Origin of the sequence: Streptococcus sp. 27098_8_22 (assembly GCF_041432415.1) — a bacterium.
In the GTDB taxonomy this organism is placed as follows: domain Bacteria; phylum Bacillota; class Bacilli; order Lactobacillales; family Streptococcaceae; genus Streptococcus; species Streptococcus pseudopneumoniae_M.
In genome coordinates, this window is sequence record NZ_JAPVZP010000005.1 from 73,226 (window position 1) to 97,062 (window position 23,837).

Below are 23,837 nucleotides of genomic sequence, written 5' to 3' on the forward strand. Positions count from 1 at the left end.
AAGCCTTGTGAATCTTCAAAAAAGCTCTTTAAAATCAGAAGAGCAAAAAACAAGCAATCGTTTCTACAGTTCATGACTAATAAAAAACGAGGTTGGGATTTTTCCTCAACCTCTTGATCAATTAGCTATTTTTTGTGACTGTGACCTCACCTGTTCGGTAATCTAACTGAATTCCCTTTTGGACATTTGGAATAACGACATTAAACTCCAACTCCCCATCAGAGGACTTGGCTTCAATCTGCGATGCGGACGGCACCAAGTCTTCCTCAGACGCATAGAGCAACGTCACACGGTAACGCACTCGTTTGTTTTGATCTAGAGCTTTTCGAACCAGACTTTCATAATAGTTTTGGCCTGTAGAATCTTCTGCACGCGCTTGGTTGGCCCAAGCTGTCTGTACGGCAATGTTTTTAGGATTGCTAGTAGAAGCATCAAAGCCATCTAAACCACCGATTAAGGCATAGCCCAACAAATGCCCTCTATCGACCGCATGGTTGTAACTTCCCTTTAGATTCTTAACCTGATGCCAACCCGCAGGCGTCCAAGATGTTGAACCATTGCCAGTTTCTTCACGGTCCTTGTACTGTCTGGTCGCTTTTGACATGATTGCATTCGCTACTGTGGGAACTGTCTCTCCTCCTACAGTCTTTGTTTTATTATCCGCATAGGGTTTACTTGAAACCTTGGCGTCTAGATTGGTTTTATTGTTATTGACGATAAAGGCTCCTGCGCTATTCCACTCTAGAGTACCCTTAATTTGTTTTTTAACTGAATCGGTCAGTACACTTTCAGCCAGTTCTTGACTTGGAGTATCAGACGACTGTGATTTTTGTTTTACTTGTGTTTGTGGTGCAGTGTTGGAAGACTGCATTTGTTTAATATAGTAGCTTCCTGCTGACAAGAGCAAAAAGAGCAAGAGGCCAATTAGGGCCTGCCTTGTTTTTTTGTTCATACTTTCTCCTTCATTTCACTTCCTAGAAAAAGACTGGTCTCCCAGCCTATTTTCCTGTAAATTTTGCGATGAGTTCTTGCCATTTTGCTGGTGCTAAAATAGCCCAAGGATCTTGACCTTTTCCTAGAATACCATAGCCAATCATCAAACCAATAGCAAGAGCTAAGACTCCTAGTAGTAATACTACAATTACTAAGATTAAGCGACGTAAGACATATTTGGATCGTTTATTCATCTTCATCAGCTTCCACACTTACCCGTTCAATCTTAGCTCCTAACTGAGCTAATTTTTCATGAAAACGGTAGTAACCTCTATCTAAATGGACAAGCTTTCCTACAACTGTTTCACCTTCAGCTACCAAGCCTGTCAAAATCAAGGCTGCACTGGCACGTAAGTCTGTCGATAGAACTTCTGCACCTTGGAGAGGCTGTCCTCCGACGATACGGGCTGTATCACGGATGATTTCAGAGTGCAAGCCCATACGACGCATTTCCTCTAAATGTTGGAAACGATTCTCAAATACAGTCTCTACCATGGTTGACTCACCTTGAGCAACAGTCATCAGAGCAGTGAACTGCGCTTGCATGTCTGTCGGAAATCCTGGATGTGGAAGTGTCTTAACGTGGACAGCCTTTAATTTTTCACGTTGAGAACGAATACGAATTCCTTCGTCCTCATCGATGACTTCAACACCCATTTCCTGTAATTTAGCAATCAAGGGGCGATTGTGTTCCCAGATAGCATCCAGAATCAAGACATCTCCACCTGTAATGGCAGCTGCTACCATGAAGGTCCCTGCTTCAATACGGTCTTGCACAACATTGTGGGTTGCACCGTGTAGTTGTTCAACACCAGTAATGGTAATAGTTTCTGTTCCTGCCCCCTTGACTTTGGCACCCATTTTATTTAGGAGAACAGCCAAGTCGACAATCTCAGGTTCACGCGCAGCATTTTCAATGACAGTTACGCCGTTAGCAAGAGTTGCTGCCATCATCAAGTTTTGAGTAGCACCTACACTTGGAAAGTCCATGTAGATATGTGCACCGTGCAAGCGTTCCGCCTTAGCTTCAATATAACCTGCCGTTTGGGTGATCTCAGCCCCCATTGCTTCGAGTCCTTTAAGGTGGAGGTCTATCGGACGACTACCGATCGTACAGCCACCTGGCATAGAAACCTTTGCGTGTCCTACACGAGCCAAGATTGGCCCCAATACTACAATAGAAGCACGCATCTTGCTGACATATTTATAGGGAGCTTCTTCTGTGATATCACCGGTTGCATCAACTTCAACAATATGTGCTTCTTGATCAAAGTCTACTTTCGCATTTAATCCACGAACCACCTGATTCATGGTAAAAACATCAGATAAAATAGGAACATTTTTTAAGACTGTTTTTCCTTCACTTGCTAAAATAGTTGCTGCAAGCAGTGGCAAAACTGCATTTTTTGCGCCCTCGATGGTAACACTTCCAACCAAACGATTATCGCCACCTTGAACTACAATTTTTTCCATAGAGTATTTTCCTTCACTTACAATTTTAGAATAGTGTTCTAACTGCTTCTTGCCAAAGTTGGTAGAGATTTAGGAAAAAGGAACTAATCAGATATCCTAAACCGATACTACACAATACTACCAAGAGTCGAACCTTCTTCGCATTATCCTTTGTCACCTTCAAAATTTGATCCCATCTGACCAAATCTTTCAAGAGCTGAAAGACTAGGTAGACAAAAAACATATGACTACTAAGGGTAAAAAACAATTGAATCATTTGCCTATTATACCATCTTCTTTTTTTCTAAGCTAGTTTAGGGATTCGCCTACTGTTTAGGGATTGTTTTTCAAATAGTCAATCGCATCTTGAAGCGTTTTGACTGGAACGATTTTCATGTCTGTTTTAATCATTTGAGCTGCTTCTAGAGCTGTGTCATAGTTACTCTTGGCATTTGGATTTGACTTTTTAGCTTCTTCAGTTACTGGATTGTTAGGAGCAAAGAATACAGTTGCTCCCTTTTTAGCTGCGGCAACCACTTTTTTATCAATTCCGCCAATGTCACCTACGTTGCCATCTCTATCGATGCTTCCTGTACCCGCAATGATGCGTCCATTTCGAAGAGTGGGATCTGCAATTTGCGTGTAGATGGATAAACTAAACATCATCCCAGCACTAGGACCACCAATGCCAGCAGTTGAAAACTTGATTGGTACATCACTAGATACTTCTGTGCGGTCAATCAAACCGATTCCGATACCATTCTTCCCATTTTCTAGAGTAATGATCTTTCCTTCGGCAGTCTTAACTTTTCCATCCTCCTCATAAGTAACCTTAACCTGATCACCTAGAGTTTGAGAATTAACGTAGTCAACCATCTCCTTGGAACTCTCAAAAGTCTTATCATTCACAGCGGTTACGGTGTCAGCAATATTAAGAACTCCCTTGAAAGTCGAGTTATCTGTTACAGTCAAAACATAGACACCCAGATATTTGATCTCAATTTCCTTACCCGCTGTCTTCAGGCCTTGATATTTGGCCATGTTTTGCGAAGTTTCCATGTAAAACTGGTTGATTCTCATAAATTCTGCATCTGACGAGCCACCCGTCATCTCTTTGGCACTATGTATATCCGTGAAAGGTGTTAGCCAGGCATAAAACAAGTCAACCATTCTGGCGTGCTTAACTCCAACCGTCACAAATTGGTAGGAACCTTCCTCTTGGTCAGGTTGGTTATTAACTTGTAAAACCTTTCGAATATCTTCAGAAGTTCCTGGCACCTCGATATAATATGGCAGGGGCACCGTAAAAGCTATAAAAGTGATAATGAGCCCAATAATGAGATATAAGGGCCATCTAGTTTTTTTCTTCATTGTTTAACTCCTCTAGGACAGCATTTGGTACATACTCACTGATATCTTGACCAAATTTTAATAGTTCTCTCACAGCTGAAGAGCTGATGTGAACATGCTCCGGCCGACTGTGGAGATAGATTGTCTCCATTTCTCCCGCTAATTTATGGTTGTAAAAATCAAAACTAGCTTCATACTGAAGATCCGTAGCATTGCGTAAACCACGCACTAAGATCTCTGCACCTAATCTTCTAGCAACATCAACGACTAATTCATCGTGAGAAGCTATAACTTTAACATTGTTGAGATGTGCTACTGCTTTTTCAACAGTTTTCTTTCGGCTCTCTATCGGTAAAAATCCTATTTTATGGGGATTATAAAAAATCCCTACATACAATTGATCAAAGAGCTTACTTGCACGCTCAATAAGATCCAAATGTCCATTGGTCATCGGATCAAAGGAACCTGTAAATAGCCCAATCTTATCTGACATAAACCGTCACCTTACTAATCCCATATATTTTTTCCTTCCAGATACCCAAACAAGCGATTTCTTCTGGAAGTTCTACTGATTTATCGGTCTCACATACCACCATGACATCCTCTGAAAAAAGATTTCTCTCTGCCATTTTTTCAATGTCGGATACGATCTGTTCTTTTGCATAGGGAGGGTCCAAAAAAACAAGATCAAAGACACCATCGACCTGCTCCAATGCACGGCTGGACTCCATTTTCAACAATTGAAACTTGGAGGTTTCCTTGGTCATTCGGATATTTTCTGCGACTATATTCTGGGCTCGACGATCCTTCTCAACCAGAACGGCACTGGACATTCCTCTTGAGACTGCCTCGATGGATAGACCGCCACTGCCAGCATAAAGATCTAGCACACACCCGCCTTCAAAGTAAGGGCCAATCATATTGAAAATAGCGCCCCTAACCTTGTCTGATGTTGGCCTTGTCGTTTTACCGTCCAGCGTCTTTAAAGGACGCCCACCGTAGATTCCTGATACGATTTTCATAACGTCTATTATACCAAATTCTTATCAAAAAAAGAAAATCGAACCTTACGGCTCGATTGATTAAAGAATATTTTCGTAAGTATCTCTCACTTCTTGCGGCCAAACACTGGTTTGGACTTCACCGATGTGCTTCTTACGAAGCAGGAACATAGCCATACGAGATTGACCAATTCCTCCACCGATTGTCAATGGGAAAAGTCCATTTAGGAGAGCCTTATGCCATTCTAAAGTTAAACGGTCTTCGTCTCCTGTGATAGCTACTTGGCGACGGAGAGTATCTTCATCGACACGAATGCCCATTGAAGACAATTCAAAGGCTGCACCCAAATTATCATTCCAAACAAGGATGTCCCCATTCAAGCCATGATAGCCATTTTCAGACTCAGTTGTCCAGTCATCATAGTCTGGTGCACGTCCGTCATGAGGTTTTCCATCTGACAATTCTCCACCGATACCAATCAAGAAGACAGCACCGAACTCCTTACAGATGGCATTTTCACGTTCTTTTGGTGTCAAGTCTGGGTAGCGTTCTACCAACTCTTCTGTATGGATAAAGGTAATTTGCTTAGGCAAAATTGACTCAATATCATAGCGTGCTTCTACTGCTAACTCTGTTAAACGAATAGCCTTATAAATCTTTTCTACCGTTTCTTTAAGATAGGCTAGATTGCGTTGCCCATTAGGAATGACCTTTTCCCAGTCCCACTGATCTACATAGACTGAGTGAATCGCATCTAGGGAATCTTCGTCTGGGCGAAGGGCCTTCATGTGAACAAAGAGTCCTTCCCCCTCACCAAAACCAAAACGGGCCAAGGTATGGCGTTTCCACTTAGCAAGGGAATGCACTACCTCATAGGTTTCATCTGGGATTTGCAAAACCTTAACAGAAACTGGATGTTCAATCCCTGAAAGGTTGTCCTGCATCCCATCCCCAACCTTACTCAAGATTGGTCCCTGCACTTCTATAACTTCTAATTTATCTTTCAAATACTGAGTAAAGGTATTTTTTACAAAGGAAATTTCTTCCTGTTGATGGATAAAACTTTTCTTCATACATCTCTCCTTTTGAATAATAAGATGATTATACCCTTTTACCAGTAAAAATAAAAGTAAAAGTTTAAAAAAAGAGCCCATTTGAGCTCTAAAAGTATTAATCGTCACTTCCAAAGATACGCAAGAAGCTAAGGAAGAGGTTGATAAAGTCAAGGTAGAGGCTAAGCGCCAAAGAAATTGCCCAACCTGTAGCGACTTGACCATTTGATTCTTCATAAACATAGCGAATCTTTTGGTTATCCCAGGCAATCAAACCTGCAAAAACAAGAACCATGACAATACTGATAATGTAGTCGAAGAAACCACTGTTTAAAAATACATTGACAATCATAGCTAAAATGAGACCTACCAAGGCTGCAATCAAAGCACGTCCGATACCACTCAAATCCTTTTTGATGACGACTCCTATGATAGCCATGACAAAGAAGAGGGCTGCACTAGAGATAAAGGCTGTCAAAACTGTTCCTGGAAGATAGAGCGATACGATGAAACTCAGCGAAAAACCGTTCACTACTGAATAGATGAGAAACATCGGAAGAGCTGCTGGGCTATTTTTATAAGCCATATTACTGGCTGCAATTACAAGAGCAACTTCAACTACTCCTGTTACGATTAGCCATATGCGGGCATTAAGCATCAACTGAACAAGTAAATCTTGGAAGGTTGTTAACATTAAGGCTGAAACAAGTGCGGATAAGGCAATCCCAACTCCTACAAAAGCATAAACTTTTGCATAAAATTGATTCAAACCTGAACGTTCTTGAATAATTGTTTGATTCATATCTTTTTCTCCTTATGAAATCTTTTTACTGATTATAACAAAAATTAAATCATTTAACTCAAATAAAACATGAGTATACCTGCAGCAATGGCGACATTGAGGCTTTCTGCCTGCCCTTTCATGCTGATGTGAACCAGTTGATCTGCTTGATCTGCCATGAATGGACTAATCCCTTGACCTTCATTTCCCATGACCAAGGCAAAATCTTCTAACCGAGCCAGTTCACGATAATCTTTAGAGTTTTGTGACAAGGTGGTTGCTAAAATGGGCAGGTGATTCTTTTTAGCCTCTTCAACGAATATTTCAACAGACATGCGATAAATCGGCAAATGGAAATGACTTCCTTGCATGGAGCGAAGCGTTTTAAGGCTATAGATATCTGCTGACTTGCTGGAAACGATGACTCCAGAAAAACCTGCCGCATCTGCCGTCCGAATCATGGTCCCCACATTTCCAGGATCCTGCACATCTTCTAAGAAAAGATATTTCCCCCGACTCAAATCTGGTAAATGCTCCTCCTCCTCCTTTTGAACAATGGCAACAATGCCCTGAGGCGTTTGAGAATCTGCTAAATCGAGCAAGATTTCTTCTGTCACAAGGACAGTCTGAGGATAGTCTACCAGTTTATCTCCATACTCTACCAGAGCAAAAATTTTCTCAATCTTTGCACCAGCCTGAACAGCTTCTTCAAACAGATGCCATCCCTCAATCAGATATGAGGTTTTCCGATATTTTTTTTGATGTAATTTTTTGGCATTTTTCACCACAGAATTGGCTTTAGAGGTTATAATAGTCATAGAAATATTATAACACAATCAAGGAGGTTTGGTATGCAAAAGGTTAAAATGATCGCCCAAGGTCGCGTCCAAGGAGTGGGCTTCCGCTGGGGTGTCTATACTCTAGCTCTAGAACTAGGTGGCATTACGGGGCGTGTCTGGAATAACGATGACGGAACCGTTGAAATTCTTGCCCAAGCAGAGTCTTCAGCCATCATGGCCAAATTTATCCAAGAGATTCGAAAAGGCCCTACCCCATTCTCTAAAGTAACCTATCTTGATGTTCAATTGAGTAACTTTCCATCTTATTCAGACTTCAAAGTCGCAAATTAAGTCTCTAGAACTATTGTATATTTTCCAAAAAAACAGTAGAATAGAAAGGTATAATTTTTAAAGAAGGAATAAAAACAGTGAAATCAATTAAACGAATCGCCTTCTCAGTCATGGGAGTGGCTATGCTATTAGTCTTAACAGGTTGCGTTCAGGTTGACAAAGCAACAGGTCAGCCAACCGGATTTATCTGGAATACCATCGGAGCGCCTATGGCTGAAGCTATCAAATACTTCGCTAATAATCAAGGTCTCGGCTTCGGTGTTGGTATTATCATCGTAACCATTATCGTGCGCTTGCTTATCCTTCCACTTGGTATCTACCAATCATGGAAGGCGACCCTTCACTCTGAGAAGATGAACGCCCTCAAAGATGTCCTTGAGCCACATCAAACTCGTCTGAAAGAAGCAACGACTCAAGAAGAAAAACTAGAAGCCCAACAAGCTCTCTTTGCTGCTCAAAAAGAGCACGGCATCAGCATGTTTGGCGGCGTGGGATGTTTCCCTATCCTCATTCAAATGCCTTTCTTCTCTGCTATCTACTTTGCTGCCCAACATACTGAAGGAGTTGCCCAAGCAAGCTACCTAGGAATTCCTCTAGGCTCACCAAGTATGATTTTGGTTGTCTTTGCTGGTATCCTTTACTATCTTCAATCACTCCTTTCTTTACATGGAGTTGAGGATGAAACTCAAAGAGAACAAATCAAGAAGATGCTCTATATGAGCCCTCTCATGATTGTCGTGTTCTCTGTCTTCTCACCAGCCAGCGTTACACTTTACTGGGTTGTCGGTGGTTTCATGATGATTCTTCAACAATTCATCGTCAACTACATCATTCGTCCAAAACTTCGCAAAAAAGTACGCGAAGAATTTGCTAAGAACCCACCAAAAGCAAGCAAAACTTCAAGCACTCGTAAAGATGTAACCCCTGAACCAGCAACAGCTATCACAACTTCTAACAAGAAGAAAAGCAAAAAACGCAATGCTGGAAAACAACATTCGAGATAAAAACTAAAAGGCTTAGCTTAAATGCTGAGCCTTTTCTATATCACAAAAGCCCGATGTTCCCATCAGGCTTCTTTTTTATCCATGTACACGTTTCATGTAATCTTGATAGCTTTCTGTATCCATTAGTTTTTTAGCATTCTTGACACGATCTGCTGTTGGAGGTTTAACTCCTTCAAGTGAATACGGAATTCCAAGCTCACGCCATTTGAACTCACCCATAGTGTGATAAGGCAAGATTTCAAACTTATCAACATTTTTGAGAGTTTTTACAAACTTACCAAGTTCAATCAAATCTTCATCTCGGTCTGTCAAACCAGGTACAAGAACGTGACGAATCCAGACTGGTTTTCCGATATCTGAAAGATACTGGGCGCAAGCTAGAATAGTTTTATTACTTTGACTGGTTACAATCCTATGCTGAGCATCATTAATTTCTTTAATATCAAGAAGAACCAAGTCTGTCACGGCCATTAACTTGTTGAACTTTTCTAGATAGCGTGGTTTGTTACGGAATGGAAGGGCACAAGTATCCAAGGTACAGTGGATACCCTTTTCTTTTGCCTTGGTAAAGAGGGCAATCAAGAAATCAATCTGCAAGAGGGCCTCTCCTCCGCTGACTGTGATACCTCCCTTGTCTCCCCAGAAACCACGATAACGAAGCGCTTCTTCTAGAACATCATCTACTGTTCGTACACGAGATTTATTGGTTTCCATAGCCCAAGTATCAGGGTTATGGCAGTATTGGCAACGCATCTGACAGCCTTGCAAAAAGACAATAAAACGAATTCCAGGGCCATCTACCGCCCCAAAACTCTCTGTCGAATGCACCATTCCTGTCACTTGTCCATAGTCAATTATTTCCTCAGACATATCGTTACCTTCCTTGAAAACGTTTTATAGTCTTTATTATACCATGACTGAAAAGAAAAACCACAGATTTTGCCTATTTTTTAGAAAACAATCTGTTTTTCACTTTCAACTTTCATGATTTTCAAAATATTTATTAATCCTTGTCAAAATCAAAGCCATAGAGAGTCGCAAAATAATCCTCTGGTCGCTCTGCTCGGCGGATCAAGCGTGCTCCACCGTCCTCTGTATAGAGAATTTCTGCCGAACGAAGCTTGGCATTGTACTGGTAGCCCATAGAGAAGCCATGCGCACCTGTATCATGAATAACTAACAAATCACCAATTTCTGTTTGAGGTAGTTCACGATTAACTGCAAACTTATCGTTGTTTTCACAAAGTGAACCAACAACATCAACCACTTCAGTCTGACCATCAGGATGCATCATGTTAGTAATATGATGGTAGGCACCATACATAGCTGGTCTCATAAGATTGACAGCTGACGCATCTACTCCTAGATAAGTACGGTAGGTTTTCTTTTTATGAGTTACTTTTGTGACTAGAATTCCATGAGGTGCCAACATGAAACGTCCTAGTTCTGTAAAGATCTTAACCTGACCAAGTCCTGCTGGTGTGAGGACTTCTTCATAAACCTGACGAACTCCCTCACCAATCACAGCGATATCATTTGGTTCCTGATCTGGGCGATAGTTAACCCCGATACCACCTGAAAGATTGATAAAATCCAGTGAAATACCTAACTTTTCCTTGATTTCTACTGCCAATTCAAAAAGCTGACGTGCTAATTCTGGATAGTAGAGATGGGTCACTGTATTAGAAGCTAGGAAGGAATGAATCCCAAAGGTTTTAGCTCCCTTTTCTTTCAGGATAGCAAAGGCTTCAAAAAGCTGTTCCTTGGTCATCCCGAACTTAGCTTCACCAGGATTATCCATAATGTCCGTACCCAGTTCAAATACGCCACCAGGATTGTACCGGCAAGAGATAATCTCAGGAATGCCTGCTGCACGTTCCAAATGCTCGATATCTTCAAAGGCATCTAAATTAATCGTCGCCCCCAATTCTCGCGCATAAGCATACTCTCTATCTGGAGTATTATTAGATGAGAACATCATATCGGAACCTGCAAATCCTAGTTTATGACTCATTAAGAGTTCGACATAACTAGAACAATCCACTCCACACCCTTCTTCTTGTAAGATTTTCAAAATAGCTGGGGTTGGGGTTGCTTTAACTGCGAAGTATTCTTTAAAGCCCTTATTCCAAGAAAAGGCTTTGTTTACTGCGCGTGCTTTCTCGCGGATACCTTTTTCATCGTAAAGATGGAATGGGGTTGGAAACTCCTCAACAATCTTTTCTAAGGCATCACGTTTAATAAATGGTGTTTTCATAGGACTCCTTCATATTCATTATCAAAGAAAGGCTGGGACGAAAGTTCCAACCTTTGTATTTCAAGTCAATTCTTATTTTTCTGTATCGAAGATATTTCCAACTTCAACAGCAATTTGTTGGTTCTTCACATCAATATTTGTGACTTTCAAGAGGGATTTGTAGCTAAACTGTTGTTCACGATCTTCTTGCGCATTATCAGCAAAGACAGCTACACCAGCCAACTCTGAATCAAACTCAGACAAGAGGCTAATCATCCCGTTAATGGTTCCTCCACCCTTCAAGAAGTCATCGACGATCAAGACACGACTTCCTGCTTTGAGGCTACGTTTTGAAAGGAACATCTTTTCGATACGGTCACTAGAACCTGAAACATAGTTGACACTAACAGTTGAACCTTCAGTGATTTTCAAGTCGCGACGGACAATGACAAATGGTACGTTGAGGACATTTGCCACTGCATTTGCAAGCGGAACCCCTTTGGTCGCAACAGTCATAACAGCATCAATCTTTTGATCCATAAAGCTCTTGGCAATAATGCGACCGATATTTTTCAAAATAGCTGGAGTGCTCAATAGGTCAGACAAATAAATGTAGCCACCTGGAAGAATGCGGTCACTCTCTGAAAGTTTATCACGAAGCTCTTCGATAATCGTTTTAGACTCAAGGGGAGAGATCGATGGTGTAAAAATAACACCACCACCAGCACCTGTCACCGTTTGAATATGCCCGATTTCAATTTCTTCGAAGGCCCGTTTAATGATGACGATGTCTTCAGAAATAGACGATTTGGCAGATTCATACTTTTCCGCAAAAGTGTTGAGACTGGTTAATTTGTATGGATTGTTAATCAAGTAATTGGAAATGACAACCATCCGATCACTTCTTCTTAATTTCATTATATTTTTACCATTCTTTTTTATTTAGTCTTTTTCTCATTATATCACACTAAAGCAAAAAAACGAACTTTATTGCCTAAATAAAGTTCATTTTTTTAGTTTCTAGTCTAATTTCGGCTTATAGAAGGAACGATTGTCCATAGCAAAGACTTTATTGGTCATTTCTCCCTCATCAACAAGGGCCAGAGCTGTTGTCATCATCATCATGCTTGCGTCCAGATTATCAATCATATGAATAATTTCTGCTTCCATCACTCGAGGACGAACTGGACTACCATACTCAAGGAGACCATGATGACTGAGAATGACATGGCGAAGAAGTACAACCTCTTCTCTAGTATCATCAATGCCAAGCTCCATTACCGCTTTGGTAATTTCACTATCAATCAAAGCAATATGACCAATAAGGTTTCCTCTTACTGTGTACTCTGTCTGGTCGGGACCTGTTAACTCAATAACCTTGGCCAGGTCGTGCAACATAATCCCCGCGTAGAGCAAACTCTTATTGAGCTGAGGATAAATATCTGCTATCGCTTCTGCCAAACGAACCATAGTAGCAGTATGGTAAGCAAGACCTGTCTCAAAAGCATGATGGTTGGTCTTAGCAGCTGGATAGGAGTAGAATTCCTTGTCATATTTGGTGTAGAGATTCCGAACAATTCGCTGCCAAATTGGATTTTCAATTTTAAAAATCATCTGCGCCATATACTCACGAATCTCTTTGGCATCTACTGGAGATTTAACCTTAAAGTCCGCTGGGTCGTTGGGTTCACCAGGCTGAGGTAAGCGAAGGGTGATCTGATTAACCTGAGGGGTATTGTTGTACACTTCACGACGACCTTGCATGTGGACTACTTTCCCTGCTGTAAAGGTTTCAACATTGTGGGGTTGAGCATCCCAGAGCTTCCCTTCGATTTCTCCACTATCATCTTGGAAGGTGAAGGCTAGGTAGTTTTTCCCAGCACGTGTCTGTCTCAGGTCAGCTGACTTGATCAGGTAAAAGCCTTCAAAAAGCTCATCTTTCTTCATGTGACTAATCTTCATATTCTTCCTCATCTTCTTGGAATTGGAGCAAATCAAGCGCAGGCTCACCTTCTGATAACTCAATGTGACGAAGCGTTCGCTCGATAGCTATAGTACGACGGTTTAATAAATCATCAATATTGCCAGAGGCATGTTGGAGATGTTTTTGTGCCTTGACCAGAATCCCACCAAACTTGCCAAATTCGGTTTTGACACTAGCTAGGGTTTTACTAATATGATCGGCACTTTTTTGAATGTTTAGAGTCTTGAAACCAACCGATAGGGAGTTAAGAAGAGCCGACAAGGTACTTGGACCTGCAACGATAATTTGCTCCTCCCGTCTCAAATCATCAAAGAAAATCGGATTTCGAACAATTTCTGAATAGAGTCCTTCTGTCGGAACAAACAAGACTCCAAAATTGGTTGTCCGAGGTGGCGCCAGGTACTTACTCTTAATATCCTTAGCAAAACGCTTGACGCTTGCTAGGAGAGACTTACGACAGCGCTCAATCTCGTCCTTGTCACCTGCTTCATAGGCTTCTTCCAGACGGTAATAATCTGCCAGTGGAAACTTAGAATCAATCGGTAGATAGACATATTCCTGATCACCTTGTCCAGGTAACTTGATGGCGTATTCCACACGTTCACTAGAGTTTTCAACTGTTGCAAATTCTCGTTCATACTGGGCAGGTGTCATGATATCTTCAATGATCTGTCCCAGTTGTAGTTCTCCTAGAATTCCTCGCGTTTTAGTTCCAGAAAGAACTTTATTTAGCGCACCAACATCACGCGCCACCGTCTGCATTTCTCCAAGGCCACGATTGACAGATTCCAGTTGCTTGGAAACTGTCTCAAAAGAGGCCTGCAAGCGTTTCTGCAAGGTCTTTTCTAGCTTTTCCTCAACCGTTTGGCGCATCTGTTCCAAGCGTTGCTCATTTGATTCCTGCAAGGCCTGAAGGCGTTGGTCAGTCTTATCTCTTGTTTGGAGAAGATTCTCATTCATCTCCTGCCTAAGCTGAGTCAAGCCTTGGTGCAATTCAAGTCGCACCTCCTGCAAACGGTCACTAACAGCCACTTCTAGATTTTTTTGGTCAAGCTGACTAGCTTGTCTGGCTTGTTCAAAGCGGTAATCCAACTGGTCTGACAAATGATCTGCCTGATCCTCCAAGCTCTTGGTCAGATATTTCTCCTGCTTGTCCTGCCTTTGCCAAATAAGAAAGAGACCGGCTAGGTTAACAATTAATAATACAAGAAGCAAACTCTCCATCCTACCTCCTATCCTTGCTATGCAGCACGACCACATAGCCATCTGGGCAAGTCACTGAAACTTCCTTATCTATATATTCGTTAGAAGCATAAACTTTCTTAAAGAAAAAATTTTTCTCTGTCAGTTCATACTTGGCACCGATAATGGTCAACTGACTATCCCGAACCGGCATAAAGGCCAGATAATCATAGTCCGAACGTGGTTCTAGCTGACTGGTCCCTTCTGGGCAATAGCTAATCAAGTTTTGCCCATCCTCAATCTCTATTTGGCGCATATAGGGTGCCAATTTGGGATTGCTGGGTAGAAAGACATTGGCCAGCATATGATCGATGCGACCACCTAGGGCACCAAAAATGGTCACTCGAGCTTGAGGATTTTTTTCAAAAACCGTTAAAAGTGCTAATTCCAGATCCGTATCATCTTTTTCCGGCTGGGCTTGGACAAAGTGATGAGCACGCTTTTGAATCAACTGACGCTCTTCCATAGTCACAGAATCAAAATCCCCAACTGCTAAAGCAAGAGGAAGTCCTTCTTCCAATACCCAGAGTGAGCCTCGATCCACACCGACAAAACAGTCAAAATCTGTCCGGTAGTGACCGCGGTCTCCCCCTGCAAAAACTGCAGCTTTAGTCCAGTTGATTTCTGAGAGCTTGCACTCGTTCATTGACATCTCCCTTAAAGACATAAGACCCTGCTACAAAAACTGTTGCACCAGCTTCCTTGGCTTGAGCAATGGTTTGATCATCAATTCCGCCATCGACTTCAATTTCAAAGTTCAAACCTTTTTCCTCGCGAAGGGCCACCAACTCACGAATCTTATCCATGGTTTCTGGCAGAAAAGCTTGCCCACCAAATCCAGGATTAACTGTCATGACCAAAACTTGATCAACTAGATGAAGGACATGCTTAATCGCTTCAACAGGTGTTCCAGGATTGATAACAACCGATGGTTTGACACCTAGAGAACGAATCTTTTGAAGAGCGCCATGGATATGAGGTGTTGCCTCTACGTGAATGCTGATGATATCTGCCCCTGCACGCGCAAAATCTTCTAGATGGTGTTCAGGATTAGAGACCATCAAGTGGCAATCAAAAACCATCTTGCTATGGGGGCGAAGGCTTTCGACCACACCTGCACCAAAGCTAATCTGAGGTACAAAGTGACCATCCATGATATCGATATGGGCGTATTCTGCCCCAGTTGCTTCTAGGCGTTTAATTTCACGTTCAAAGTTGGCATAATCTGCTGCCAGAATTGACGGAGCAATCTTGTATTGAGACATAGGTTTCTCCTTATTTTGGAATTTTTTTGCTGACTTTTTTATAGGTTTCTCTACGATTTTCAATTTCACTGAGGAATTGCAAGTAGTTATCAAAACGGAAGCTCGCAATAATACCTTCTTCTACTGCTGGTTTGACCGCGCAGGAAGGCTCATGGGTATGCGTACAAGTACGGAACTTACAGTCGCGACTGACAGAGACAATCTCTGGAAAGGCCTGGTTCAGGTCTTCTGCTGTTGTCACTTCATAATCCAGTGATGAAAATCCTGGCGTGTCTGCGATTTTCCCACCATTGAGATTGTAAAAACTAACAGCTCGAGTAGTATGGCGACCACGCCCCAGACTGTCTGAGATTTCTCCTGTTTCGAGATTGAGGTCAGGTGCAATTTTATTAAGAAGGGTTGACTTACCAACACCTGTTTGCCCCATAAAGACTGTCACTTTATCTGTCAACAAGGGCAAGAGTTCTTCCTTACTAGTCACAAAGTCGTAACCAATAGCACGATAGGTTTTCTCGTAAAAATCCAGTTCTTCACTATCCTCTAGTAAGTCCATTTTAGAAATATAGACGATAGGATGGATGCCCTTGTGTTCTAAGAGAACCAAGAACCGATCCAACAAGTTACTATTAAAGTCAGGTTCTTTAACGGACATAATGACAACGGCTTGGTCAATATTGACAATGGGTGGACGAACCAGACTATTTTTTCGTTCATGAATTTCCAATATATAGCCTTCTGAGTTCTCCTCTGCAGAAAATTCTACCCAATCTCCAACATAGGGTGTATGGCCTTTTTTACGGAAATTCCCACGCGCGCGTGTTTGATAAACTTGACCATCACTTTCCACATAGTAGAAACCGGCCAAGGCTTTAATGATTTGTCCCTGCATCTTAGAGTCCTTGTCCTTTAAGCGCATCTGCTAGACTAGCAAATTCTTCTAAGCCAAGAGCTTCACCACGTACACTTGGTGACAAGCCTGCCTGGTCCAAAGCCTTGGTCAGCTTATCCTTGACTTCATCGGTTTTCCCAAAGAATCCCGTCAAGTTGTTCCACAAGGTCTTACGACGATGGGTGAAACTAGCCTTGGAAACTTTAAAGAAGAAGTTCTCATCTTCAACTGACACAGCTGGTTCTGGGCGACGTACCATTTTCAAGATAGCTGAGTCCACGTTGGGCGCTGGTACAAATACTGTACGAGGCACGATAAAGGCAACCTTGGCCATCATATAATACTGAACTGCAATCGACAAGCTACCATAAGCCTTGGTATTTGGTTGAGCAGAGATACGATCCGCCACTTCTTTTTGCATCATAACCACAAACTCACTAAAAGGAATGCCACTCTCGATTAAGTGCATGAGAATAGGGGTTGTGATATAGTAAGGCAAGTTTGCTACTACCTTGATTGGTAAATCAGGATTTTTGAAATTCTGGATATGTTGCGCTAGATCAACTTTTAGAATGTCCTCATTGACTACGGTCACATTGTCAAAATCACGCAGGGTATCTGCTAGGATTGGCACCAAACGGTGGTCAATCTCAAAGGCCATGACTTCAGCTGCACGCTCAGCCAAAAATTCAGTCAAGGCACCAATACCTGGCCCAATCTCAATGACATTGACCTGATCATCAATTTCAGCCGTATCCACAATTTTTTGAAGGATATTGGTATCCGTCAAAAAATTTTGCCCAAAGGACTTTTTAAAGGTAAAACCGTGACGCTCCAGCACTGCCTTGGTCACGCTATAATCTGCAATTCTCATTTATTCTCTTTTCTATTTATTAGCTAAAAATAATATATAAAACCCACATCATTCCTAGTGCCAACAAAATCCAAAACACTAAAAGAACACGAGGCTTATTCCCTTTTGAATCAGATCCAGTCATATCAAGCACTTTCTTATCTTCTTGGGGATTCATTTTCTTCAGTTCATCCTGATAGGCACCCGAATCTAGAATATTGTCTTCTGGCAATAATTCTGAAGCATAATAATCAGGAAAGCCCATAGCAAGGCCTATTAAGTTCTTATCCGTTAGAGAAAAATCCAAATCTTTTGGCTGGTTTTCCTGAACAGCTCGGATATTTTTTAACAGTTTATCAGCGACTACAGACACTTGATCCATAAAAACCACATCCAAAAGATCAAATCCGAGTACATCACCATCTTTGACATTTGCAAGAATATAACGAACAAAGGCATCATATAGTTGCACGGATTGTGGGACATTTTCTTCTAAAAAAGACCGGTTTTGGAGGGCGTTTTGCCGGAATTTTTCAATGGGAAGCAAGATATCTACATTCTGCTCTTGGTAAAACTTTTCTGCTTGCTCTTCATCTTCTTCGAGTTTTTCTGCTGTTTTCCAGAGAGCAATAGAAGCTTTTAAATCTTCTTCATCCCAAAACAATTGCCAAAAATAAGGTATTGTGTAAATTCCCTTTGTTAGAATACGAGCTTCATCTTCGCTTTTTAAGTAAATATAACTTCTATTTGCCATATCATTTCCTTTCAAAATCTTTGAAAAAGGTTAGTGGTTCAAGTAGGATGTAGATAAAACTATAAAGTTTCCAATTTTTCATCCCCAATCAAAAACCTAGACTTCATTGAAAAAGATGTTTCATAAAAGCACCAAGGGACGATAACACTACATGACCAGTTTAACCTTGGTCAGGTCATCATCTGCAATTCTCATTTATTCTCTTTACTAATGTAGTATGCTTCCGGGGTGTAATGATAGAGCAAAACAAATAAGGGAGTCTCAGTAAGTCCTTCTAACATTTCTTTTAATACCTCATCTTGATGGATAATCTCTCCTGTTTTAGTGAAATAAACACCTTGTTCCCCATTTCGATTTCGAAGTTCCCAGGCCACATTATTTCCTTGGATAGACGGCAAATAACGTTCCTTTTCTAAAAAATCAAAAAAGTCTTTCACCGTCATATCTTCAGGAACATCAAATTCCATCTCATGAGACAGGACATCATCCCCCATACAGACAGAATCTCTATCAACTCGTATTTTCATTCTTTGTTTAACCGTTAGCTCTGCCTTCTAGTTCCTCACTGAGCTTTTGCATATCTTTAAAAGCTGTCAGACTAACATAAGCACCCGCTTCATAGTATTCCGTTGGATTAATGGCATAATCAAAAACTTCAATCATGCCTCCTGCTTCTTCAATCATGCCATTCCATTTTTCATCAAAGACCATTCGCAGACGTTTCCAATCAGTAAATACTGGAACAGAATTTCTGCCATCTTTTCCTTCTTTGACTGGAATGTTGAAACTAGAATCTTTTTCCAAGACAAAGGAGCTTCCTTCTTGACTATCGTCCTTAAATTCCGAAGCAGCATCTAAAGGAATTAGGAATTTTGCTTTAGGCATAGCCATAGAGAAGAACTTGTAGTAAAGCCCATAAACTAGTTCTTGCTCTTCTGTAGTCGGTTGATCCATCTGCCCCATCAAGAGCATCCATCTTACCAGGTCAGGATTCATGACAGGCACTTGTATTTCTGGTAAATCAGAAAAATCTGGTTTTTGGACTAAGGCAGAGGCGCTGATGCTGACTTCCTTGGAATTAAAGATTGCTCCCAAGGCACCATTTAAGTAAAAGGCTGTCCCAAGGAAATTCTCAATTCCTTTTTTATCTTCCGTATTTTCAATCAGTTTGACGACTGAGTTTGGTCGGCTATCAATGGTTTCCTTGAATTGGCGATACCAAGATGGTGTCAAAAGCATGATCATGGGATCAGTACACAGATAACCTTCCTCACCTCTATCATAAGTAGTTGAAAAGAGGTAAGGTTCGCCTGTTTTTTCTGAATAAACTGCATAAACTGCATCTGCTTCTAAAAGCTTATCTTTAACGATTTCCGCTAGACCTTCCAACTTGCGAGTATTGGCTTGATAGCTTTCTTCACTTTCAGTTTCCTGATTTTGACGACATTTCCATAAAAAGAGACGTAAAATCTCTACACTGTCATCAAGGCTAGCTGCCAAATAGTCCTCATTGGTCAACTGCCCCTCTTGGATGGCTACAAAAGCACGATACAGAGCATCTGAATAGCTAGATAATGTTTGTTCTTCATCAACACCTGAACTAAAGAGGACACTTCCCTTTTTAAGTTTAGTCAAGGAAGGATCCATATCAACCACTAGATGTGCGAGAACTTCATCAGTAAGACTATCTGTATCTTTGTTTTGACTGCTAAGCTTTTTAACCTCTATAGTACCAAGACTTTCCATTCCTTGGTCAGGATTGCAAAACTGCAACTGATCTCCAACCTTGAGAGTCCCTTCTAAACTCCCAACGATCAATAATTGATTCGTTTCCTTCATTGGGAACAAATCTAAAACTCCAATACATGCATTGTTTTTAAATTCATCTATTTCATTCTGTGCTTCAGTGATTTCAGCTACCTCTGCAGTTTCCGTCTTTTTTAAAAAATCAAAGATTCCCATAACTTTTCCTCATTAACTCCACACAAGGCTAATCCTGTGGAGCACTTTTCTAATGCTTGCTACCAAGCCTGATTAAACCGTATATGATTACTTCTATTGTATCATATTCCCCCTACATTTTGGGACGGTTTCTCAATTCTCATACGATTTCATGGCATCTTCAACTTCAGCTAAACCGATGCCAAACAATTCCAAACGTTTGAGGAGTTGTTTCCCATTGGAATAACCGATACGAAGGTTTTCTCCTAGATATTCTCTGCGTTTTCGGCTGTCTGCTCCAGCTAGAAAACCAAGGCGAATCAAGTCACTACGGCTAATATTAAAGTCGCTTTCTGCTTCAAACTGCTCGGTGACTTGTTCTAGTGCTGTCTTCAAGTCTTCGTAACTGGCATGCTCGATTCCCAGAGAACGTCCCTTGGTCTTGGACTTAGGAACTGCCTCATCACGTTTGAGAAAGGCATGCTGAACTGTTGGGATAGCGGTCATAATCAGGCGCCGGATTCGTTCCCCATTATAATCAGGATCTGTAAAAACAATCACCCCATGACGTTCATGTAAACGTTGGATTCGTTCAAGATCTTCTTCATTGATAGCCGATCCACGAGTCTCATAGGTCTCAACATCAAAGTAGCGTTTTAAATTGGCCGTATCATCACGTCCCTCGACTACGATGACTTGGGATATTTTCTCTTTCATGATTTACTTTCCAATCCAAAGATTCGTTCGGCATTTTCACTTGTCGCAGCAGCTAATTTTTCTGTTGTCATGCCACGCAAGTCTGCAATAAAGTCTACTACATAGCGCGTGTAAGCTGTCTTATTTTCACGCCCACGCTTGGGTACTGGGGCCAAATAAGGTGCATCCGTTTCTACCAAAATCTTATTCAAAGGTAACTCTTTGGCTGCTTCCTGAATATCTGTCGCCTTCTTGAAGGTAACGACCCCAGAAAAGGAAATGGTCATGCCAAGCTCCACAAACTTCTCAGCCCAATCCAAAGAACCTGAGAAGGAATGCATGATGCCGCCACGCGGACCAACTCCCTCACTCTTAATAATTTCATAGGTATCTTCGAGCGCATCACGTGTGTGAACCACAAAAGGTAAGTCCAGTTCCTTAGACAGCTGAATCTGACGACGGAAAACTTGCTCCTGCACTTCTTTAGGTGCCGTCATCCAGTGATAGTCCAAACCAATCTCCCCCAAGGCAACAACTTTTGGATGTTTTAGTTTTTCTAGCAAGTAATTCTCAACTTCCCTTGTATAGGTTCCTGCTTCCGTTGGATGCCAACCAATCGTCGCATAAAGTTGGTCATATTCTTCCACCAATTCCAAGGCACGTTCAATGGTTGGTTTGTCAAAACCAACAATATTCATCCGAGTCACACCCATTTCAGCTGCTAAGGCTATTTCTTCTGCTTCTCTTCCTGAAAATTCTTCCACATTCAAGTGGGTATGCGTATCAAAAATCATTTATATTCCCTCGTTTTTTCTACCTTCTATTATACCAAAAAACTAGTCTCATTCTTATAGGAAAAAATATTTTGAAATCAATCATTTTCCCTTGACGGCCTTTTTTCATAGCAGTATAATAACTCTTGTTGAATTTTTTAGAAAAGGAAAGAGAATGTTTACAAAACTAAAATATACTTTTATCGGTCGTCCCCTTAAATCCTTAACAGAAGGTGAAGGAGGACTTCTTGGAAAAACACAAGCACTCGCAATGCTCTCAAGCGATGCTCTATCTTCTATCGCTTATGGACCTGAGCAGGTCGTTCTTGTCTTGGCTAGTCTTTCTCCCCTCGCTATTTGGTGGAGTCTTCCTATCGGCATTTTTGTCCTCTTACTATTAGCTAGCCTGACGATATCTTATCGGCAAATCATTCACGCCTACCCTCAAGGTGGGGGTGCCTATATGGTTACTCGAGAAAACCTCTCCCCTGAGCTAGGTTTGATTGCTGGGGGAAGTCTGCTTGTTGACTACATGCTAACAGTTGCCGTATCCGTAGCTGCAGGTGCTGATGCGATCACAGCTGCCCTCCCTGCTCTCCACCCTTACAACCTCCACATCTCCATTTTTCTAGTATGTTTGCTCATGCTTTTGAATCTGCGAGGCTTGAAGGAATCTGCCAGTTCTCTGATGATCCCTGTCTATCTCTTTATCTTTAGTACCGTCTTCCTCTTATTGTTTGGTATCTTCCAACTATTGACAGGTTCTCTCAGCTATCATGCAACTTCTGCAATTGGTCAAACCGTCCCAAGTCTCTCAATTATTCTCATTTTAAGAGCCTTCACCAGCGGTTCGGCTTCACTAACTGGAGTTGAAGCTATCTCAAACGCTGTTCCGTTTTTCAAAACTCCCAAAGAGAAGAACGCTGCCCAGACACTAACCATCATGTCTCTGATCCTTGGATTTCTATTTGCAGGGATTACCTTCTTAAACTACTGGATGGGAATTACTCCTCAACACGGAGAAACAATCCTTTCACAAATGGCGAAAGGAATTCTAGGAAATTCAGCTCTCGGTCAGATTGTTTATTATCTCTTCCAATTCTCAACAGCCCTAATCCTAGCCGTTGCTGCAAATACTGGTTTTTCTGCCTTTCCGATGTTAGCTTACAATATGGCCAAGAACAAGTACATGCCCCATCTCTTTATGGAAAAGGGAGACCGCCTTGGTTATTCAAACGGTATTTTGACCTTGGCCTTCGGTGCTATGATCCTTCTGCTCATTTTTAACGGAAATACGGAACGCTTAATTCCTCTTTATACTATCGGAGTTTTTGTTCCTTTTGCCCTTTCTCAAACAGGAATGATTCGCCACTGGAAAAAAGAAAAAGGCTCTCATTTCTTAAAATCTGCCTTCGCAAATATCCTTGGCGCTATCATTTGTTATGCTATCGTTCTTATCCTACTCTTCTTTAGACTTGGAGATATTTGGCCCTTCTTCCCAATCATCCTGGTCCTAACCTTCCTCTTTTTGTCCATCCACAGTCATTACCAAAAGGTAGCTAAACAGCTTCGACTCTATGAAGGAATTCAAAAGAAAACCTACGATGGCAATGTCGTCCTTGTCTTAGTGGGAAATGTTACTCGAGTAAGCGTCGGAGCTATTAACTATGCTCAAAGTATTGGAGATGAAGTTTTGGCCATGCACATTTCCACCAAGGAAACCGAAGAAAAAGACCAAGAAATCCTCCAAGAATTTGCTGGCTACTTTCCAAATATCACTTTAAAAAACATTACTACCAGCTATCGCGATATCATCACACCTACAGTTCGATATGTTCGAAAAATCTCTCAAGAAGCCAAGAAAAAGAACTACACAGTCACAGTTCTAGTACCCCAATTTATCCCTAACAAACCTTGGCAAAATATCCTCCACAATCAAATGAGTCTCAAATTAAAATATGCTCTCAGATGGCACGAAGATGTCGTCGTTGCCAGCTACTCTTATCATTTGAAAGAATAAAGAAAAGCTCAAAATCAGAGAAATCACCTCCTGATTTTGAGCTTTTTCTATTGATCGTCTTTCCAATGCATCTTCTACAGTTTTCAGATTACATCAATTGCCATAGAAGTTTCTCTCTTTTAGATAAACAGAAAAGCCAGTAGACTCGAGTTCCTACTGACTTCTTTGTTGAATTCGTTTGGATTATGCAGCCAAAACTTTGCGTCCTTTACGACGACGAGCTGCCAAGACGCGACGACCGTTTTTAGTTGACATACGGTTACGGAATCCGTGTTTACGCGCACGACGTAGTTTACTTGGTTGATAAGTACGTTTCACGATGAATACCTCCTCATAGATTTTGTATTCGTTTAGCCGGCTATAAAGTGATCAGTTACTAAACATACTTTACTATTCTATCTGATTCTTTTGCATTTGTCA

28 protein-coding genes are annotated in these 23,837 nt (G+C 41.4%); 3 read left to right on the plus strand and 25 right to left on the minus strand.

Annotated features, from left to right (window positions below; all coding sequences use genetic code 11):
• Nucleotides 1–121: 121 nt before the first annotated feature.
• From O3633_RS06935 to O3633_RS06980, 10 genes are all read right to left on the minus strand, one after another.
• Nucleotides 122–952 (minus strand): DNA/RNA non-specific endonuclease, encoded by an 831-nt coding sequence (locus tag O3633_RS06935; RefSeq protein ID WP_060956212.1) that lies wholly within the window; start codon nt 950–952, stop codon nt 122–124.
• A 46-nt stretch (nt 953–998) separates the two neighbouring features.
• Complete coding sequence (locus tag O3633_RS06940) at nt 999–1,187, minus strand: DNA-directed RNA polymerase subunit beta (protein WP_371620818.1); 189 nt, start codon at nt 1,185–1,187, stop codon at nt 999–1,001.
• The gene (gene murA, locus O3633_RS06945; RefSeq protein ID WP_070460789.1) at nt 1,180–2,466 is read right to left on the minus strand and encodes a UDP-N-acetylglucosamine 1-carboxyvinyltransferase; all 1,287 of its coding nucleotides are present in this window, start codon (nt 2,464–2,466) and stop codon (nt 1,180–1,182) included. Before murA ends, O3633_RS06940 begins: the two co-directional genes overlap by 8 nt.
• Before the next feature lie 25 nt (nt 2,467–2,491).
• Nucleotides 2,492–2,722, minus strand: coding sequence for a DUF1146 family protein (locus O3633_RS06950; RefSeq protein WP_000615324.1), 231 nt, complete (start codon nt 2,720–2,722; stop codon nt 2,492–2,494).
• Nucleotides 2,723–2,778: 56 nt separating this feature from the next.
• Nucleotides 2,779–3,816 (minus strand): SepM family pheromone-processing serine protease, encoded by a 1,038-nt coding sequence (locus O3633_RS06955; RefSeq protein ID WP_371620819.1) that lies wholly within the window; start codon nt 3,814–3,816, stop codon nt 2,779–2,781.
• Entirely contained in the window at nt 3,800–4,288 is a 489-nt protein-coding gene (coaD, locus tag O3633_RS06960) for a pantetheine-phosphate adenylyltransferase (protein ID WP_371620820.1), read from the minus strand. Before coaD ends, O3633_RS06955 begins: the two co-directional genes overlap by 17 nt.
• On the minus strand, nt 4,278–4,817 hold the full coding sequence (gene rsmD, locus O3633_RS06965) for a 16S rRNA (guanine(966)-N(2))-methyltransferase RsmD (RefSeq protein WP_371620821.1): 540 nt from the start codon (nt 4,815–4,817) through the stop codon (nt 4,278–4,280). The genes coaD and rsmD overlap by 11 nt, the downstream gene beginning before the upstream one ends.
• A gap of 60 nt (nt 4,818–4,877) precedes the next feature.
• The gene (gene asnA, locus O3633_RS06970) at nt 4,878–5,870 is read right to left on the minus strand and encodes an aspartate--ammonia ligase (protein ID WP_371620822.1); all 993 of its coding nucleotides are present in this window, start codon (nt 5,868–5,870) and stop codon (nt 4,878–4,880) included.
• 97 nt (nt 5,871–5,967) lie between these two features.
• Entirely contained in the window at nt 5,968–6,651 is a 684-nt protein-coding gene (locus tag O3633_RS06975; protein ID WP_371620823.1) for a Bax inhibitor-1/YccA family protein, read from the minus strand.
• Between the two features lie 53 nt (nt 6,652–6,704).
• Nucleotides 6,705–7,448: a TrmH family RNA methyltransferase gene (locus O3633_RS06980; RefSeq protein ID WP_371620824.1), complete on the minus strand. Its 744-nt coding sequence runs from the start codon at nt 7,446–7,448 to the stop codon at nt 6,705–6,707.
• Nucleotides 7,449–7,481: 33 nt separating this feature from the next.
• Between O3633_RS06980 and O3633_RS06985 the strand changes: the two genes are divergently transcribed.
• On the plus strand, nt 7,482–7,760 hold the full coding sequence (locus tag O3633_RS06985; RefSeq protein ID WP_001174501.1) for an acylphosphatase: 279 nt from the start codon (nt 7,482–7,484) through the stop codon (nt 7,758–7,760).
• A 77-nt stretch (nt 7,761–7,837) separates the two neighbouring features.
• The gene (yidC, locus tag O3633_RS06990) at nt 7,838–8,764 is read left to right on the plus strand and encodes a membrane protein insertase YidC (RefSeq protein ID WP_371620825.1); all 927 of its coding nucleotides are present in this window, start codon (nt 7,838–7,840) and stop codon (nt 8,762–8,764) included.
• Between the two features lie 75 nt (nt 8,765–8,839).
• Here yidC and pflA read toward each other — a convergent pair whose 3' ends face one another.
• The 14 genes from pflA to O3633_RS07060 all read right to left on the minus strand — a co-directional run bounded on the left by pflA (nt 8,840) and on the right by O3633_RS07060 (nt 21,418).
• A complete protein-coding gene (gene pflA, locus O3633_RS06995) occupies nt 8,840–9,634 on the minus strand; it encodes a pyruvate formate-lyase-activating protein (RefSeq protein ID WP_049529740.1) in 795 nt (264 codons plus the stop codon).
• A gap of 133 nt (nt 9,635–9,767) precedes the next feature.
• Nucleotides 9,768–11,021 carry a diaminopimelate decarboxylase gene (locus tag O3633_RS07000; protein WP_371620826.1) on the minus strand — a complete coding sequence of 418 codons (1,254 nt, stop codon included), beginning with the start codon at nt 11,019–11,021 and terminating at the stop codon, nt 9,768–9,770.
• Nucleotides 11,022–11,093: 72 nt separating this feature from the next.
• Nucleotides 11,094–11,918 (minus strand): pur operon repressor, encoded by an 825-nt coding sequence (gene purR, locus O3633_RS07005; RefSeq protein ID WP_371620827.1) that lies wholly within the window; start codon nt 11,916–11,918, stop codon nt 11,094–11,096.
• A gap of 102 nt (nt 11,919–12,020) precedes the next feature.
• Nucleotides 12,021–12,962, minus strand: coding sequence for a 3'-5' exoribonuclease YhaM family protein (locus O3633_RS07010; protein ID WP_000703215.1), 942 nt, complete (start codon nt 12,960–12,962; stop codon nt 12,021–12,023).
• Nucleotides 12,952–14,208 carry a DNA recombination protein RmuC gene (locus tag O3633_RS07015; protein WP_371620828.1) on the minus strand — a complete coding sequence of 419 codons (1,257 nt, stop codon included), beginning with the start codon at nt 14,206–14,208 and terminating at the stop codon, nt 12,952–12,954. The genes O3633_RS07010 and O3633_RS07015 overlap by 11 nt, the downstream gene beginning before the upstream one ends.
• Nucleotide 14,209: 1 nt before the next feature.
• Nucleotides 14,210–14,872 carry a thiamine diphosphokinase gene (locus O3633_RS07020; RefSeq protein ID WP_371620829.1) on the minus strand — a complete coding sequence of 221 codons (663 nt, stop codon included), beginning with the start codon at nt 14,870–14,872 and terminating at the stop codon, nt 14,210–14,212.
• On the minus strand, nt 14,835–15,491 hold the full coding sequence (rpe, locus tag O3633_RS07025; RefSeq protein WP_049529734.1) for a ribulose-phosphate 3-epimerase: 657 nt from the start codon (nt 15,489–15,491) through the stop codon (nt 14,835–14,837). Before rpe ends, O3633_RS07020 begins: the two co-directional genes overlap by 38 nt.
• Before the next feature lie 10 nt (nt 15,492–15,501).
• On the minus strand, nt 15,502–16,380 hold the full coding sequence (gene rsgA / locus O3633_RS07030) for a ribosome small subunit-dependent GTPase A (RefSeq protein WP_371620838.1): 879 nt from the start codon (nt 16,378–16,380) through the stop codon (nt 15,502–15,504).
• 1 nt (nt 16,381) lies between these two features.
• Nucleotides 16,382–17,254 (minus strand): 16S rRNA (adenine(1518)-N(6)/adenine(1519)-N(6))-dimethyltransferase RsmA, encoded by an 873-nt coding sequence (rsmA, locus tag O3633_RS07035; RefSeq protein WP_371620830.1) that lies wholly within the window; start codon nt 17,252–17,254, stop codon nt 16,382–16,384.
• Nucleotides 17,255–17,273: 19 nt separating this feature from the next.
• Complete coding sequence (locus tag O3633_RS07040) at nt 17,274–17,987, minus strand: dimethyladenosine transferase (protein ID WP_371620839.1); 714 nt, start codon at nt 17,985–17,987, stop codon at nt 17,274–17,276.
• 191 nt (nt 17,988–18,178) lie between these two features.
• Nucleotides 18,179–18,514, minus strand: coding sequence for a hypothetical protein (locus O3633_RS07045; RefSeq protein ID WP_371620831.1), 336 nt, complete (start codon nt 18,512–18,514; stop codon nt 18,179–18,181).
• 7 nt (nt 18,515–18,521) lie between these two features.
• The gene (locus O3633_RS07050; RefSeq protein WP_371620832.1) at nt 18,522–19,949 is read right to left on the minus strand and encodes an SseB family protein; all 1,428 of its coding nucleotides are present in this window, start codon (nt 19,947–19,949) and stop codon (nt 18,522–18,524) included.
• A 132-nt stretch (nt 19,950–20,081) separates the two neighbouring features.
• On the minus strand, nt 20,082–20,645 hold the full coding sequence (rnmV, locus tag O3633_RS07055) for a ribonuclease M5 (RefSeq protein WP_371620833.1): 564 nt from the start codon (nt 20,643–20,645) through the stop codon (nt 20,082–20,084).
• Entirely contained in the window at nt 20,642–21,418 is a 777-nt protein-coding gene (locus tag O3633_RS07060; RefSeq protein WP_371620834.1) for a TatD family hydrolase, read from the minus strand. The genes rnmV and O3633_RS07060 overlap by 4 nt, the downstream gene beginning before the upstream one ends.
• Before the next feature lie 154 nt (nt 21,419–21,572).
• Here O3633_RS07060 and kimA point away from each other — a divergent pair, with 154 nt between their 5' ends.
• The gene (gene kimA, locus O3633_RS07065; protein ID WP_049529727.1) at nt 21,573–23,417 is read left to right on the plus strand and encodes a potassium transporter KimA; all 1,845 of its coding nucleotides are present in this window, start codon (nt 21,573–21,575) and stop codon (nt 23,415–23,417) included.
• Between the two features lie 183 nt (nt 23,418–23,600).
• Here the strand turns inward: kimA and rpmH are convergent, their stop codons facing one another.
• Nucleotides 23,601–23,735, minus strand: a complete 135-nt coding sequence (gene rpmH, locus O3633_RS07070) for a 50S ribosomal protein L34 (protein ID WP_000831905.1) — start codon at nt 23,733–23,735, stop codon at nt 23,601–23,603.
• Nucleotides 23,736–23,837: the final 102 nt, after the last annotated feature.

Bases quoted from the DNA above. Each gene is read 5' to 3' on its own strand.
- O3633_RS06935 (WP_060956212.1), bottom strand. From the start codon at position 952: ATGAACAAAAAAACAAGGCAGGCCCTAATTGGCCTCTTGCTCTTTTTG.
- O3633_RS06940 (WP_371620818.1), bottom strand. From the start codon at position 1,187: ATGAATAAACGATCCAAATATGTCTTACGTCGCTTAATCTTAGTAATT.
- murA (WP_070460789.1), bottom strand. From the start codon at position 2,466: ATGGAAAAAATTGTAGTTCAAGGTGGCGATAATCGTTTGGTTGGAAGT.
- O3633_RS06950 (WP_000615324.1), bottom strand. From the start codon at position 2,722: ATGATTCAATTGTTTTTTACCCTTAGTAGTCATATGTTTTTTGTCTAC.
- O3633_RS06955 (WP_371620819.1), bottom strand. From the start codon at position 3,816: ATGAAGAAAAAAACTAGATGGCCCTTATATCTCATTATTGGGCTCATT.
- coaD (WP_371620820.1), bottom strand. From the start codon at position 4,288: ATGTCAGATAAGATTGGGCTATTTACAGGTTCCTTTGATCCGATGACC.
- rsmD (WP_371620821.1), bottom strand. From the start codon at position 4,817: ATGAAAATCGTATCAGGAATCTACGGTGGGCGTCCTTTAAAGACGCTG.
- asnA (WP_371620822.1), bottom strand. From the start codon at position 5,870: ATGAAGAAAAGTTTTATCCATCAACAGGAAGAAATTTCCTTTGTAAAA.
- O3633_RS06975 (WP_371620823.1), bottom strand. From the start codon at position 6,651: ATGAATCAAACAATTATTCAAGAACGTTCAGGTTTGAATCAATTTTAT.
- O3633_RS06980 (WP_371620824.1), bottom strand. From the start codon at position 7,448: ATGACTATTATAACCTCTAAAGCCAATTCTGTGGTGAAAAATGCCAAA.
- O3633_RS06985 (WP_001174501.1), top strand. From the start codon at position 7,482: ATGCAAAAGGTTAAAATGATCGCCCAAGGTCGCGTCCAAGGAGTGGGC.
- pflA (WP_049529740.1), bottom strand. From the start codon at position 9,634: ATGTCTGAGGAAATAATTGACTATGGACAAGTGACAGGAATGGTGCAT.
- O3633_RS07000 (WP_371620826.1), bottom strand. From the start codon at position 11,021: ATGAAAACACCATTTATTAAACGTGATGCCTTAGAAAAGATTGTTGAG.
- purR (WP_371620827.1), bottom strand. From the start codon at position 11,918: ATGAAATTAAGAAGAAGTGATCGGATGGTTGTCATTTCCAATTACTTG.
- O3633_RS07010 (WP_000703215.1), bottom strand. From the start codon at position 12,962: ATGAAGATTAGTCACATGAAGAAAGATGAGCTTTTTGAAGGCTTTTAC.
- O3633_RS07015 (WP_371620828.1), bottom strand. From the start codon at position 14,208: ATGGAGAGTTTGCTTCTTGTATTATTAATTGTTAACCTAGCCGGTCTC.
- O3633_RS07020 (WP_371620829.1), bottom strand. From the start codon at position 14,872: ATGAACGAGTGCAAGCTCTCAGAAATCAACTGGACTAAAGCTGCAGTT.
- rpe (WP_049529734.1), bottom strand. From the start codon at position 15,491: ATGTCTCAATACAAGATTGCTCCGTCAATTCTGGCAGCAGATTATGCC.
- rsgA (WP_371620838.1), bottom strand. From the start codon at position 16,380: ATGCAGGGACAAATCATTAAAGCCTTGGCCGGTTTCTACTATGTGGAA.
- rsmA (WP_371620830.1), bottom strand. From the start codon at position 17,254: ATGAGAATTGCAGATTATAGCGTGACCAAGGCAGTGCTGGAGCGTCAC.
- O3633_RS07040 (WP_371620839.1), bottom strand. From the start codon at position 17,987: ATGGCAAATAGAAGTTATATTTACTTAAAAAGCGAAGATGAAGCTCGT.
- O3633_RS07045 (WP_371620831.1), bottom strand. From the start codon at position 18,514: ATGAAAATACGAGTTGATAGAGATTCTGTCTGTATGGGGGATGATGTC.
- O3633_RS07050 (WP_371620832.1), bottom strand. From the start codon at position 19,949: ATGGGAATCTTTGATTTTTTAAAAAAGACGGAAACTGCAGAGGTAGCT.
- rnmV (WP_371620833.1), bottom strand. From the start codon at position 20,645: ATGAAAGAGAAAATATCCCAAGTCATCGTAGTCGAGGGACGTGATGAT.
- O3633_RS07060 (WP_371620834.1), bottom strand. From the start codon at position 21,418: ATGATTTTTGATACGCATACCCACTTGAATGTGGAAGAATTTTCAGGA.
- kimA (WP_049529727.1), top strand. From the start codon at position 21,573: ATGTTTACAAAACTAAAATATACTTTTATCGGTCGTCCCCTTAAATCC.